The organism is Desulfocapsa sulfexigens DSM 10523 (assembly GCF_000341395.1).
GTDB lineage: Bacteria > Desulfobacterota > Desulfobulbia > Desulfobulbales > Desulfocapsaceae > Desulfocapsa > Desulfocapsa sulfexigens.
Window position 1 is genome coordinate 3087706 of record NC_020304.1, and the last position, 13656, is coordinate 3101361.

Genomic DNA, 13656 nt, shown 5'->3' on the forward strand with positions numbered 1-13656 from the left:
TGTCGGCGATTTTTAACAGAATGTGAGAAATATCCATAATGGAAACCAGTCTATATCCCCTTATGTCGCTTCGTGACATTGTTATCTTCCCGCACATGGTAGCTCCTTTGGTTGTTGGGAGAAGTAAATCTATCCATGCGCTCGAAGACGCCATGGAAAAAAGAACCGAAATTCTCCTTGTTGCTCAGGAAGATTCAAAGGTTGACGATCCTGAAGAGGGTGAAATATACAGGGTTGGTACTCTTGCAGTTGTTATGCAGCTTCTTCGACTGCCCGATGGGACCATTAAGGCTTTAATTGAAGGAAAAAGAAGGGCAGAAATCGTCTCTTTTCTTCCCCATGAAGAATTCATGCAGGCCGAGGTGCGTTTGCGTGAAGATACTGATGCAGATGGTCAGGAAGCCGAAGTCTTTGGCCGCAGACTTCGCACGGTCTTCGAGAATTTTGCTGAAATTAACCGTAAAATACCACGAGAGGTATTGAAGTCAGTCCAGAAAATCGAAACAAACAGTAAGCTGGTTGATGTTGTCAGCGCTCATTTACCACTGAAGTCAAATGAGAAGCAGGCTATTCTTGAGATTGATTCCGTCCCGAAAAGAATAGAAAAGGTTCTTGAGTGTATTAATCGTGAAATTGAACTTGCCGAACTTGAAAAGGATATAAACGCCAGGGTAAAAAAACGTATGGGGAAAACCCAGCGTAACTATTTTCTTGGTGAAAAGGTAAAGGTTATCCAAAACGAAATCGGTCAGAACGAGGATGGTGTAGATGAAATAGGTGAGCTGGAACAGTCACTGGAAAAGAAAAATCTTCCCAAAATCGTTCGGGATAAGGCGGTAAAAGAGTTAAAAAAACTTCGTAATATGCCACCAATGTCGGCTGAAACTACTGTCGTAAGAAATTATATCGATTGTATACTGACCCTTCCATGGAGCAAAAAAACACGCGCTAGACTCGATATTAATAAGGCCGAAAAAATCCTCGATGAAGATCATTATGGACTTGAGAAGCCAAAGGAAAGAATCCTTGAGTATCTTGCCGTTCAAGCCCAGGTTAAAAAACTTCAGGGGCCTATAATTTGTCTTGTGGGTCCCCCTGGTGTCGGAAAGACTTCCATCACCAAATCCATTGCCCGCGCTATGGGACGGAAATTTACCCGTATTTCACTGGGAGGTGTCCGTGATGAAGCAGAGATTAGAGGGCACCGAAGGACTTATGTTGGTGCAATGCCTGGTAAAATTATTCAAATGATGCAGAAAGTTGGTGTTGCAAATCCCGTTTTTTGTCTTGATGAAGTTGATAAAATGAGTACTGATTTTCGTGGTGATCCTTCTTCTGCTCTTCTTGAAGTCCTTGATCCAGAACAGAACAATGCTTTCAATGATCACTATCTTGATCTTGATTATGATTTATCTGAAATCTTTTTTATTACCACTGCCAATAACCTTGAAGGGATCCCTTTACCCCTTCAGGACAGGATGGAAATTATCCGCTTAAATGGATACACAGAAGAAGAAAAACAAAAAATTGCAGAGGGCTACCTGATCCCAAAACAGTTGAAATTAAATGGGTTTAAACCCGATGATATCACTTTGACGAGCGGGGGAATTCTTGAAATTATCAGGCGTTATACCCGAGAGGCAGGGGTAAGGAATTTCGAACGTACCATCGCCTCTGTGTTTAGGAAAATTGCCAGAGAGCGCCTTAAGTCAAAAACGAAATCTAAGAAGTACAAGGTTTCGGTAAATGGCATAAATAAATATCTTGGCACGCCCAAGTTTCGCTTTGGTCTTGCTGAAGAACGAAATGAGGTTGGCCTGGTAACAGGGCTTGCCTGGACTTCAGTTGGTGGAGAATTACTGCAGATTGAGGCAACCCTTATGCCTGGTACCGGGAAAATGATGGTAACCGGTAAGCTGGGGGAAGTTATGCAGGAATCTGCTCAGGCAGCACTGAGCTATGTGCGTTCACGAGCAATGCGATTAGGGCTTGCACCTGATTTCTATCAGAAACTTGACATCCATATTCATGTACCAGAGGGTGCTGTGCCAAAGGATGGACCATCGGCTGGTGTAACCATGGCAACAGCATTGGTTTCTGCCATCTTAAAGATTCCCGTCGACCATGAAGTGGCGATGACTGGTGAGATAACACTGCGTGGCAGAGTTCTTCCAATCGGTGGCCTTACTGAAAAGTTACTGGCCGCCAAACGAGGGAATGTGAAAACCGTCTTGATTCCAAAAGAAAATGAACGCAATCTTGCAGATGTTCCAGCAACCATTCGCAAAAGTTTAGAGGTTCATTGTCTGGACAATGTTGACCAAGTGTTGGAAAAATCGCTTGTATTAAAAGATGGTGAAACTCTGTTTAAGGATGTGCCGCATTCCTCTGTATATAGTGACTTTACACTGTCTTCACATAATAGTCCTCATTGATCTTTTTTGCTTGACGCCTTTGGGCCTTATTGGTAAATAGATGTGCACGATGATTGAGGGGGCGGTTAGCTCAGCTGGGAGAGCATCGGCCTTACAAGCCGAGGGTCACAGGTTCGATCCCTGTACCGCCCACCACTCAATATTGTAGACTATGTCTAATCTGGAGCGGTAGTTCAGTTGGTTAGAATACCGGCCTGTCACGCCGGGGGTCGCGGGTTCGAGCCCCGTCCGCTCCGCCAGATATATTAAGGGTTTCAGCCGAATTGGTTGAAACCCTTTTTTTGTTTTGAGCCTTTTCCTATTCATTTCTTCAAGGAATGCCGGCTATCTCTGATGTCTGGTAGAAAAAACTAGAAAGGTGGTTTAGCCGCGGTGGATTGCGTATATTTTTGAATGCGAGAATTCTACTAATTCTCCAATGTCGACAATCAATTCCATTTGACCTGGGGGACCTTTGTAGACATGGTGGGTTGCCGCACCATGGCAGGTGTTCCCAAAATCCGTACTGGAATGAACTTCTATTGTTAGATATTCTGAAAAATCAGTCTCAACACCAACTATTTCACCATCATCGGGTAGTCTGGACATATTAACTGTGCCGCTTGCTGAACCTGTGATCATTACACGTGCCTTACGTTCTCTAAGAATTAGATTAATATTTCTGTATGGCATTCCGGGGTTCTCCTAAGTTAAAAAATTATTTTTTTCATCTTCAAAAAAAAGGCTGCAAGGCGAGATAGCAGAGTACATTGGTACTAGATACTTACAACACCTATTCTGTTACCATGGCTGCTCCATTATTTGTATAGGCGGAATGCTTATTATGCTTTTTATTATACGTTGTCTTGTGAAAATAATTTGTTGAAACAGTCCGCTTAAAGTGGAGATAATTTTACTTTTGTTCGGCTGACTGTTTAGTTTGATACAACTAACAGGTCTACTCCTTCTCGCTGAACTGCAGAACAAGATCCTGAAAACTTTCTGGTGATGAGAGGCAGGTCCGTCCTTCACTGCATCTACTGAGGAGAAAGCAAAAATCGAGAAATTCATCAATTAATCGAGTCTTTGCTTTATTCTTATGCTGAATAACATAGAGTTGTCGCAGCATATCCACTCCATCGAGATGGATTTTCTGGAGCCAGCCACGATTGATTGCCCTGCATACGGTCAGACTTGAAAGGCAGCCAACCCCTGCACCAGCTTCAACAGCCTTTTTAATAGCCTCAGTATGACCTAACTCCATCACCACGTTGAGGTCTGTTACATACTTACCAAGTTTGCTTTTGAATATTTGGGCTGTTCCTGATCCCGCTTCACGCATTACCCATTTGAATTTTTTTATGTCGGTTGTGACATCACAGACTTCTTCTGGTTCTGTGTTTTTGGTACAGCGAGTGATAAGAACAAGTTCGTCTTGAAACCAGGGGGTTACGGCAACCTGTTCGTTGTTCACCTCACCTTCTACAAAGCCCAGGTCAACTGCACGGTCAATAATTAGTTTTTCTGCTGTTTTGGTATTATAAACCAGCATATTGAAATGAACATCGGGATGCATACTTTTAAAAGCTGTTATCAGATAGGGTAAGACGTAGTTACCTATAGTAGAACTGGCCACCAGATTCAGAGAACCTGCAAACTGACCATCCTTCTCATTCATCAAGCTGTCGAGGTCTTCTAATTTGTCGAGTATTTCTCGGCTGAGGGGAAGAAAGTACCGGCCTCTGTCGTTTAGTTCCAGGCTTCTTCCAGAACGATCAAACAGTGACCCACCAAGCTGATTTTCCATTTCATTCAAGGCAAGGCTCACAGCCGATTGAGTAATAAAAAGGCTCTGAGCAGCTCTCGTGACTTGACCTGTTTCAACAACTGCATTGAATATTTCAAGTTGGCGTATTGTTACTGACATAGAAATGCACTCCTGGAGCTGTGGTATTAGTATTCCTAATGTTATGCGCTTCTGGCATAAAACATATTAACAGGAAAGAGAGAAGTGGCACTATAAAATTGAACAAATCAGCTAGTGAAAAATCTTCAAACACATTTCTTTATAAAAAGACCGAAACAAGAAGCATTTGATGAAGCCAATTTGATGAACATCTATTTGTGAGGCTACGGTGGTTAAAAATTGATGAGGAAACAGAGAGGGGAATTATAAAAACGTTTGTTTCAAAACTCCTGATTCTCATTTTTCTGAGTGATATTCTTCAGGGCCAAAGGTGATTGGTCATTGTATAGCAGTTGTTGGCAATAATTTAAGTAAGGATCTTCGTCGATTGAAAAAGAATTGGATAGAAAACATTTGATACATGAACGTGCCTTACGAAGTTCTCCCTGTCCTATGAAGCAATGGGCACGTTCATAGATTAATCGTGGAGAAATACCATATCGCTTCTCAATAATGGATAGTTCTTCCAACATTTTCTCATATTCCCCTTTCTCTCTTAGTGAAATGAGATTCATGATCTCACTATTCAGTAATTTCTGACTGTGGTCTTCCTGCCTTTTATATCCCAAAAGAATATCAACCAGAGAATCACCTGTCTTGTTTATGGAGAATGTGACAATGAGCGCGCACGGTAGACAGATTAGAGCGAGCACTATTACTGCAAAAAAGAAATAAAAAAAATCAGTTCTGTGTGCTAAACAGTATACTGTTAAGATAACAAAAAGTGCGGCAAAAATAGACAAATATGCTCTCGCAAACAGCGATCCAGTACCGCTTGTTACTAAACTATAAAAATCCTGCCATAGCGGAATGTGTCTGCGAGATCTTTTGGTCATACACTCCCTGTGATTAACAAACCGTTTCAGTGTTTACCTGTAGAAGATGTGAAATACGGTTAAAAATGTCTAGAAATTATGCTTCTCTTTTAAACTGCAAAATAATGTGCCTGCGGATGATGGACAACCATGGCAGAGACACTGAGTTCCGGAACCATTTCCATTGAAGAGCTGAGTGTCACGCCGATATCGTTTGCCTGTAAAAGTTCGAAAAGCGGTTGCTGTAGATCAAGATCCGGACATGCAGAGTAACCAAAGCTGTAGCGTTGCCCTGTTGCCTCAATTGCAAGTTCCTGACGCATGAGGTTATGAGTGTGCTGAGCTAGAGCTTCAGTGGCTTCCACGCCGTATCCGTGGAGGAGTAGATATTCATGATATTTGTTTTGGGAATAGAGTTCCTGACAGATTGCATTGAGTTTTTCGCCAAGTGTTACAACAAAAAAGCCGACCAGATCATTTCCCTGCTCTTCTGTTCTGAAAAAGTCGACGAGACTTTGGTTTGGCTCTCGTCTTTGCCGTGGTAATGAGAAAGAAATTTCTTTATCCTTATGGCTAACTATGAGGCTTTCTCCAAGGCGGGTGCATGGAAACCAGCCATAGCGGATCTTCGGTTCGAAGAGCTTTTCAGAAATAATTTTATGGTGGATTGCTTCGAATTCCGGAAAAACTGTAGTGTCGAGTAGTTTTTGATAACCCGTTTCGTCGAGTTTTCCGCGTCTATAGCCCCAGCGACCGCGAAAAAGAATTTGTTTATTTATAAGGGGCAGGAAGTCAGCCGGATCGGCGGCAACGGTGTTTATACCAGTAAAAGGTGGGGTTGGAATAGTACCAAGTGTTTCAATAGGGGACTTTTTCTTTCCCTTGGTGTCAGACGTATTGGGTTGTGTCTCTTCCCAACTGCTTGATTCTAATACACCTTTCTCGTAATCCTGAATGGCTTTTAAACCTGAAAAGGCATCACGACAATAAATGACGGGCGCATCATAGAGAGGAGCGCAATCCAGGGCAACGAATTTGCGTGTCAGGGCTGCTCCACCAAGAAGTATAGGCTTTTTGAGTCCTGCTGCCCTATACTTGGTCATGCTCTCCTGCATGATCATGGCGGATTTAACAAGGAGACCGCTGAGGCAGATAATATCAATCGAAGGGTTGTTTTTGACAGTATCAATGATGGTTTCAGCACTAACCTTGATCCCGATATCAATAACCCGGTAGCCGTTATTAGAGAGAATGATATTGACCAGATTTTTACCAATATCATGGACGTCTCCCTGGACGGTGGCAAGCAGCACACATGCTGCATCGGATCTATCATTTTTATCCATAAAAGGTTCAAGGATATCAACGGATTTTCGCATCACTTCAGCAGATTGCAGAACAAAGGGGAGAAGCATTTCACCTGATCCAAACAGAACACCAACTTCACGCATGGCGGCAACCAGATGCAGATTGACGATTTCCAGTGCGGAGTAGCGATCAAGGAGCATGCGGAGGATGTCAGGCAGGTCCTGTTGGTTACCGAGCATGATACGTTCTCTTATCATCTCCTCAGGGGTGGCGTCTTTCTTCTCTTCTGTGTTAGCAGCAATATCATGGTCTTCAAAATATTTGATATAGGCCATGAGTGGTTGATCGTTAGTGTCTGTGCGATCATAGAGAAGATCAAGAGCAAGAACAACGGCCTCCTTATCGATTGAATCCAGACTGATGCAGTTTGTGGGGTCAATGATAACAGCATCGAGGCCTGCTGCAACTGCTTCATGAAGGAATACCGCATTTAAGACTTTCCTTGCGGGAACTGGAAGGCCAAATGAGATATTTGAAAGTCCAAGAATAGTATGACACCCTGGAAGTTCTGCCTTTATGCGTTTGATTGCCTCAAGAACCTGCACTGCAGCATTTCTCAATTTTTCATCACCGGATCCTACGGTAAAAGTAAGTGGATCAAAAAAAAGAGAATCCGCACTGATGCCGTGTTTTTCAGTAACAAGTGAATAGATACGTTCTGCAATTTTGAATTTAGTGTCACAATCCATTGCCATCCCATTTTCATCTATGGTGAGGGCTGTCACACAGGCGCCATATTTTTTGACTGAGTTGCAGATGGTATCAAGATTTTTGCCGCCATCTTCAAGGTTGATGGAGTTTACAATCGCCCTGCCAGGATAGGATGCTAGTCCCTTTTCTATAACGGCAGGAGATGTGGAATCGATCATGAGTGGTGCTTTCAGCGTCTTACCGTACATCTGAACAAGTGTTACCAGATCTTTTTCTTCGTCACGTCCTGCCCAGGCAGCACTGAGGTCTACAACATGGGCACCGAGACGTTCCTGATCAATTCCAACCTGAAGGCAGCCTTCGTAATCATCTGCTATGAGAAGTTCCCGGAATTTTCTGGATCCAGTAGGGTTGGAGCGTTCGCCTATTATGAGAGGTCTTGGTTGCTGTTGAATGTCAACCGCCTGATAAAGGCTTGCGATCTGATTGAGTGTAGTGTTGTTCACCTGTCTTTTCATCTCAACACCTCACTGCGATCAGCAGGAACAGCACCCTGTAAGGCTTTGACTAAGCCTTTGATATGGGCAGGAGAAGTCCCGCAACAGCCTCCAACAATAGAGACACCTTTTTTGGTTACAAAATCATACATATGTTTTCCGAATTCTTCAGGTGTTAAAGGATAGTGGGTTTTTCCGTTAACAACTTCAGGCATGCCCTGATTTGGAATGCAGGAGATGCGCTCTTTCCAGTTTTTACACAGATAATCGATATGAGGTTCCATATCCGTTGGGCCAGTCGCACAGTTGAGCCCGAGGGAAAAGACAGGGAAGGGGGCTATGGTAGCGCACACTGCACCAATGTCAGTACCAACCAGCATGGTGCCCTGTTGTTCAAAGGTTACAGATGCCAGGACTGGAAGGTCGACTCCAGTCTTTTCAAGGAGATCAAAACAGGCAATAAGTGAAGTTTTTATCTGAAGGAGATCCTGGCATGTTTCAACGATCAGGGCATCAACTCCGCAATCAAGCAGGGTGACGACCTGTTCAGTGACTGTCGCTGTTAGAGCTTCTGGAGATATATGACCAAGAATGGGGAGTTTGGTCGTGGGGCCGACGGAGCCGACAATATACCTGGGGTGTTCCGGGGTGGAAAATTCCGCTATGGCCCTTTTTGCATTAGCCACGGCAGCACGGTTGATTTCCTGGACACGGTTTTCAAGCCCATATTCTGATAAAACTACCGAGGAAGAGCCAAAGGTGTTTGTTTCAATGACCATGGCTCCTGCCTGAAGAAATTTTCTGTGGAGTTCGACTATGGTATCTGGATCGGAAATATTGAGGTATTCATTGCAGCCTTCAAGGCCATCCCAGGCCTTTGCGTCAATCTCCATTGTCTGAAGTGTTGTTCCACAGGCGCCATCAAATATTAAAAGGGGTTCTTCTGAAAAAGTCATAATTTATCTATCGGTTGTTTTGCTTGGACTTGGATACGGCCATGTTTGTCATTTTCTCTGAATGCTTTTTATTTTCGAGAGAGAAATTTTCAAGTTTCATCCTGATCTTGATTGGAGGAATAGATTTTCATTTGTCTAAAGGCGAAAACATAATCGAAAAAAGACGAAATACGAGTCCTTTTTATAGCTGATTCAAGATAGAGGTGAGGCTGGAACATTTATCAGGGACAAACAGGGGGGGAATCCAGCAGAATTTAACCTGGAAGGAGAGTGATACTGTCATGAATCTTTAGCAAAGTGCAGCTTGTGATTTTGTGGCAATGGACTGGTGTCAGGGGAAGGCAAGGTCTTGATAAGAACAGAGGGCAATGTTCACCATGTGACTATATGAAAAATAACAGAATTTGGTGAACATTACGCCTTTGCTGCTGCAATCCGTCGCATGTGTTTAACAACCAACAGTTAGTTTTTTCTCGATTTTTACAGCCGTTGGTGTGTCGCTACCAGTGGAATGCCAGATCTTTACCTTATCCCCTTTCTCAATTTCTTTTGGTGAAGTGTAGCCAACCAGAACAGTGTTCCAGTCAAGAAGAATGGTGCTTTTTTCGCCATTATTCAGTTGCAGGAGGATGGACTGTTGTTCAGGGTTGAACTGTTTGATTTTTCCCTCAATAAGTTGCACATCAGAACTCTCAGCAACGACGTTACTGTCGTTTCCTGCAGCAACAATGGTGGCGGGGATAAGAGAAATAAGAAGGGCAAATACTATAAGATATAACGAAGTGTGTTTGCATATGGAAAGTTTCATAGGTGTTCTCCTGTAGCTAAACTTTTCTAAAGACAACGTATTCAGGTAGTGAAAGATATTCCCTTAAAGCCGTTGTGATAGCTATACTATATGACCTGCTGCCACATTGTGCTAGTTGTTTTGTGGGGGGGAAGTTTTTTTGTCAGGATGATGAAGGCTTTCTTTGAGTAACAGAGCAACTTTCTCTCCGCATCGTTTCGACTTGCAGGAGCCTCCACCAATACCTGTTATTTTTGCAATTTCTTCAAAGCTTGTGGCGCCATCCTCGATTGCTTTTAATATTATATGAAGTTTGATTCCTTTACATATACAACCAGGTTTCATCCGTACGAGTAATTCTTCTTCTGTTATCATGATACGATTTACTTGTTTTGTGGGTGGAAATGTTGATGTATTACAAATGCTGTCTCCTTCCCTATGCCCTTAACTTGTGAAAGTTCATCAAGGGATGCCTCTCGAATTCGTTTTACGCTGCCCAATTGTTTGAGAAGTTTCCTTTTCCTGCCAGGGCCAATGCCCGGGATAGTGTCAAGAACAGATGCAATGGATACCTTGGCGCGTAATTTTCTGTGAAATGTTACTCCAAAACGATGTGATTCATCACGAATGCGCATGATGTACAGGAGAACGGGATTATGACTTTTGAGGAGTATCGGATTCTTCCGTCCGGGTTTGTATAACTTTTCTCCCTCTGTGTTTTTTTCTTTGGCAATGCCTATCCAGTCAAGTTCGTCCCGTATCCCGAGTTCATCGGCCACACGCAGAGCAATTCCAAGTTGTCCACGTCCGCCATCAACTATAAAGAGATCGGGGAGATTGTTTTCAGCAATGCCACGTTTGAAACGGCGTTGAAGAACTTCTTCCATCATTGCATAATCATCAGGGCCATGGACAGTTTTAATAGCATAATGTCTGAAATGATCCTTAGCCGCCTCACCATTTTTGTAACAAACCAATGACCCCACGGCCTGTTTGCCGCTGGTGTTTGAGATATCGAGGCATTCTATATGGTTTGGGATATGGTCAAGACGTAAAAGTTTTTCCATTGAAGCTGAAAGGCCCTGCCAGGATCGTTCTTTCTTTTCTTTTTCATCAAAAACATGGGCAGCATTGGTATTGGCCATTGTGACAAGTCGTACCCGATCACCGCGTTGAGGAATGGTGAGGCCAACGGTTGCACCAATGAGTTCTGAAAATCTTTCTGCAAGGATTACAGAGTCCTCGATTGGAAAGGGAAGGAGAATCTCTTTTGCAGGTAAAGCTTTTCCATCGTAGAACTGGTTTAGAGCCTGAGAGAGGATGATGGCGTCACTTTCCATAGGATCATTGAAGAAGAAATTACGACTTCCGGTTATAAGGCCTTCACGAATAAAGAGTATTGCAATGGCGATGGAAGTGCCCTGACGACAGTATCCAAACACATCCTGATTTTTAAAGCCCGATGATGCAATAATTTGTTTTTCAAGGGTTCTTGAGAGAGCACTGATCTTGTCCCGAAGTTCTGCTGCAAGTTCAAAGTGAAGGGTGTCCGATGCTTTCATCATTTCCTGACGAAGTTCATCGATGAGACTCGTATTTTTGCCCTCTAGGACCATAAGTACTTTTTTAACCTGATCCTGATACTCTTCCTTATCTGCGATATTGACACAGGGACCGAGACATCTCCCAATCTGCAGATTGAGACAGGGGCGTGTTCTCAGTTTGACAGTGTTGCCCTTGCATTTTCGTAAAGGGAACATATCTGCAAGTAACCGCAGGGTGGCCCACATTGAGGAACTTGAAGAATAGGGCCCAAAGTATTTTGCACCATCCTTTTTGCGTCTGCGAGTCATGTGGACTCTGGGCCAGGTGTCCTGTACCGTAACTTTTATGAGGGGGTAATTTTTGTCATCTCGAAGGAGAATGTTATACTTGGGCTTATGCTTTTTAATAAGTGATGCTTCAAGGATTAACGCCTCCTTTTCAGTGGCCGTAAGAAGGGTATCAACTCTGATAACTTTGGAGAGCATTACGGTTGTTTTGTTATGATCTGCCCCTGTGAAGCGAGTGTATGAAGTCAGCCTGTTTTTGAGATTTTTCGCCTTGCCAACATACAGTACACGCGATTGTTTATCGAGCATTCGATAAACGCCTGGTGTTGTGGGCACGGTTTTTAAAAAATTTATCGGAAACATAAGTACTTTGCATCGCTGTGGTGAACGCGGATTGTATCAATAAGCAAAAACACATTAATTACAATAGCCGTCTATTACAAGGACAGGGACTGGAGCTTTACAAAAAATACGATTTTGAGTATAAGAATTGTACAAATACATATTTTTTCAGGTGCCGTCTGAGGACGGTGAAAAGGGAATACGGTGTGAATCCGTAACGTTGGGCCAGCGCTGTATGCGGGGACAATGGTCACATAGAAGTCACTGTCGAAATATTTGACGGGAAGGCGTGGCCGGAGGATGATCCGCAGAGTCAGAAGACCTGCCAGGAAAAAAAGGATAACGTCGTCCGTACCAAGTCCGTATTATGCCATGTGCATAGTACGGACTTTTTTTATGCCCAAGCGGAAATATAATACGTAGGAGAAATGTGAATGGAAACACAGATTGAAATGGCTCGCAAGGCAATTATTACCCCGCAAATGACTAAGGTTGCAGAACAGGAAGGACTTGATGCTGAGTGGATTCGTGAACGTGTCGCTGAAGGAAGAATAGTCATTCCTGTAAATCCGAACCGTCAGCATCAGAATATTGTCGGAATAGGATTTGGTCTCAGGACCAAGGTGAACGCATCCATTGGCACCTCGTCGGATATTGCTGATAGTAATCTTGAGATCCGGAAAGCTCAAGTTGCCGAAGAGGAAAAAGCGGATACGCTTATGGAGCTTTCAACAGGAGGGAATCTTGACGAGGTTCGTCGTTTAGTACTTGAAAACTGCAGTTTACCCGTTGGGAATGTCCCGCTTTACCAGGCTTTTGCAGAGGCAAGTAGGAAATACCATAACCCTGGGAAACTCGATAGCGAACATCTGTTTGAAATTATAGAAAAACAATTGGCTGATGGTATTTCCTTTATGGCGATTCATTGTGGAATTAATCGCTATTCCATAGAACGACTCAGAAATCAGGGCTATCGATATGGCGGCCTGGTTTCCAAGGGTGGTACCTTTATGGTTTCGTGGATGGAATATAATAATTGTGAGAATCCACTCTATGAGCAGTTTGACCGGGTCTGTGGCCTGATGAAAAAATATGACTCGGTACTTTCACTTGGCAATGGTATACGGGCAGGGGCCATTCATGATAGTCATGATCGTGCCCAGATGGCTGAGATGGTCATTAATTGTGAACTGGCCGAAATTGGGCGTGATATGGGGTGTCAGATGATGGTCGAAGGACCTGGACATGTACCACTTGATGAGATCGAAGGGAATATTATGCTGGAAAAAAGAATGAGTGGAGGTGCACCGTATTATGTGTTAGGTCCACTCCCTGCAGATTCCGGAGCTGGGTATGATCACATTACAGCAGCCATTGGCGCTGCAAACTCTGCGCGCCACGGTGCAGACCTTATTTGCTATATTACACCGGCTGAACATCTGGCATTACCTAATGAAGAAGATGTTCGCGAGGGAGTCAGGGCAACACGACTTGCAGCACGGATTGGTGATATTGCCAAGTACCCTGAAAGGAGGGAACTTGAAAAGAAGGTCGCACTTTCCCGTCGTGATACCAAGTGGGATGAGCATTTTCAATTGCTGATGTTTCCTGACAAAGCACAGGAAATACGTAAATCGAGAACACCAGAAAATCAGAAGACTTGTACTATGTGTGGCGATTTCTGCGCCATGGCAAGAGGCAAAGAAATTTTCTCAGGAGATATGAGAGGGGATAAAATAGCAGATTGAGATAGATACCCCTAAAGGAATCTGGGTGGAAGTTGAAACCATAAAAAAAGGCCACGCAACTAGTATTGCAGGCCTTTTTTTTTTGCATCCTGGAATTATTTCTTCTTCTTTGTTTTTTTCTTGTCAGATTTTTTACTGTCTTTTTTCTTCTTTTTATCTACCTTCGTCTTGCAGGCTGAATCATCACATGACTTCTTGCATGATTTCTTTTTGGAGTCTTTTTTCTTTGAATCCTTTTTCTTCTCGTCTTTCTTTTTTGCCATGACAGTGCTCCTGTTTT

11 protein-coding genes, 2 tRNA genes and 1 riboswitch are annotated in these 13656 nt (G+C 43.3%); of the genes, 4 read left to right on the top strand and 9 right to left on the bottom strand.

What is annotated here, in order from left to right; translation table 11 throughout:
• Positions 1–38 precede the first annotated feature (38 nt).
• The 3 genes from lon (at position 39) to UWK_RS13760 (ending at position 2674) form a co-directional block, all read left to right on the top strand.
• Positions 39–2435: an endopeptidase La gene (gene lon / locus UWK_RS13750; protein WP_015404992.1), complete on the top strand. Its 2397-nt coding sequence runs from the start codon at positions 39–41 to the stop codon at positions 2433–2435.
• Positions 2436–2494: 59 nt separating this feature from the next.
• Positions 2495–2570, top strand: a tRNA-Val gene (locus tag UWK_RS13755).
• Between the two features lie 27 nt (positions 2571–2597).
• Positions 2598–2674 (top strand) — tRNA-Asp (locus UWK_RS13760).
• A gap of 124 nt (positions 2675–2798) precedes the next feature.
• On the opposite strand, the gene UWK_RS13765 is transcribed toward UWK_RS13760, so the two are convergent.
• The 8 genes from UWK_RS13765 to uvrC form a co-directional block, all read right to left on the bottom strand.
• Positions 2799–3107 carry a hypothetical protein gene (locus UWK_RS13765; RefSeq protein WP_015404993.1) on the bottom strand — a complete coding sequence of 103 codons (309 nt, stop codon included), beginning with the start codon at positions 3105–3107 and terminating at the stop codon, positions 2799–2801.
• A 265-nt stretch (positions 3108–3372) separates the two neighbouring features.
• The gene (locus UWK_RS13770; protein WP_015404994.1) at positions 3373–4341 is read right to left on the bottom strand and encodes a LysR family transcriptional regulator; all 969 of its coding nucleotides are present in this window, start codon (positions 4339–4341) and stop codon (positions 3373–3375) included.
• 260 nt (positions 4342–4601) lie between these two features.
• Positions 4602–5216: a hypothetical protein gene (locus UWK_RS13775; protein WP_015404995.1), complete on the bottom strand. Its 615-nt coding sequence runs from the start codon at positions 5214–5216 to the stop codon at positions 4602–4604.
• Between the two features lie 89 nt (positions 5217–5305).
• Positions 5306–7732 (bottom strand): methionine synthase, encoded by a 2427-nt coding sequence (locus UWK_RS13780; RefSeq protein ID WP_015404996.1) that lies wholly within the window; start codon positions 7730–7732, stop codon positions 5306–5308.
• Positions 7729–8667, bottom strand: coding sequence for a homocysteine S-methyltransferase family protein (locus UWK_RS13785; RefSeq protein WP_015404997.1), 939 nt, complete (start codon positions 8665–8667; stop codon positions 7729–7731). Before UWK_RS13785 ends, UWK_RS13780 begins: the two co-directional genes overlap by 4 nt.
• Before the next feature lie 448 nt (positions 8668–9115).
• Positions 9116–9475, bottom strand: coding sequence for a hypothetical protein (locus tag UWK_RS13790; RefSeq protein ID WP_015404998.1), 360 nt, complete (start codon positions 9473–9475; stop codon positions 9116–9118).
• 111 nt (positions 9476–9586) lie between these two features.
• A complete protein-coding gene (locus tag UWK_RS13795) occupies positions 9587–9829 on the bottom strand; it encodes a (2Fe-2S)-binding protein (RefSeq protein ID WP_015404999.1) in 243 nt (80 codons plus the stop codon).
• 8 nt (positions 9830–9837) lie between these two features.
• Positions 9838–11649 (bottom strand): excinuclease ABC subunit UvrC, encoded by a 1812-nt coding sequence (uvrC, locus tag UWK_RS13800; RefSeq protein ID WP_041916433.1) that lies wholly within the window; start codon positions 11647–11649, stop codon positions 9838–9840.
• A gap of 132 nt (positions 11650–11781) precedes the next feature.
• Positions 11782–11972: riboswitch (cobalamin riboswitch) on the top strand.
• Between the two features lie 90 nt (positions 11973–12062).
• Between uvrC and thiC the strand changes: the two genes are divergently transcribed.
• Positions 12063–13376 (top strand): phosphomethylpyrimidine synthase ThiC, encoded by a 1314-nt coding sequence (thiC, locus tag UWK_RS13805; protein WP_015405001.1) that lies wholly within the window; start codon positions 12063–12065, stop codon positions 13374–13376.
• Between the two features lie 95 nt (positions 13377–13471).
• Here thiC and UWK_RS19625 read toward each other — a convergent pair whose 3' ends face one another.
• Complete coding sequence (locus UWK_RS19625; RefSeq protein ID WP_015405002.1) at positions 13472–13639, bottom strand: hypothetical protein; 168 nt, start codon at positions 13637–13639, stop codon at positions 13472–13474.
• Positions 13640–13656 lie beyond the last annotated feature (17 nt).

What these genes read in the sequence shown, in the direction of transcription:
- lon (WP_015404992.1), top strand. Translation starts at nt 39, where the DNA reads ATGGAAACCAGTCTATATCCCCTTATGTCGCTTCGTGACATTGTTATC.
- UWK_RS13765 (WP_015404993.1), bottom strand. Translation starts at nt 3,107, where the DNA reads ATGCCATACAGAAATATTAATCTAATTCTTAGAGAACGTAAGGCACGT.
- UWK_RS13770 (WP_015404994.1), bottom strand. Translation starts at nt 4,341, where the DNA reads ATGTCAGTAACAATACGCCAACTTGAAATATTCAATGCAGTTGTTGAA.
- UWK_RS13775 (WP_015404995.1), bottom strand. Translation starts at nt 5,216, where the DNA reads ATGACCAAAAGATCTCGCAGACACATTCCGCTATGGCAGGATTTTTAT.
- UWK_RS13780 (WP_015404996.1), bottom strand. Translation starts at nt 7,732, where the DNA reads ATGAAAAGACAGGTGAACAACACTACACTCAATCAGATCGCAAGCCTT.
- UWK_RS13785 (WP_015404997.1), bottom strand. Translation starts at nt 8,667, where the DNA reads ATGACTTTTTCAGAAGAACCCCTTTTAATATTTGATGGCGCCTGTGGA.
- UWK_RS13790 (WP_015404998.1), bottom strand. Translation starts at nt 9,475, where the DNA reads ATGAAACTTTCCATATGCAAACACACTTCGTTATATCTTATAGTATTT.
- UWK_RS13795 (WP_015404999.1), bottom strand. Translation starts at nt 9,829, where the DNA reads ATGATAACAGAAGAAGAATTACTCGTACGGATGAAACCTGGTTGTATA.
- uvrC (WP_041916433.1), bottom strand. Translation starts at nt 11,649, where the DNA reads ATGTTTCCGATAAATTTTTTAAAAACCGTGCCCACAACACCAGGCGTT.
- thiC (WP_015405001.1), top strand. Translation starts at nt 12,063, where the DNA reads ATGGAAACACAGATTGAAATGGCTCGCAAGGCAATTATTACCCCGCAA.
- UWK_RS19625 (WP_015405002.1), bottom strand. Translation starts at nt 13,639, where the DNA reads ATGGCAAAAAAGAAAGACGAGAAGAAAAAGGATTCAAAGAAAAAAGAC.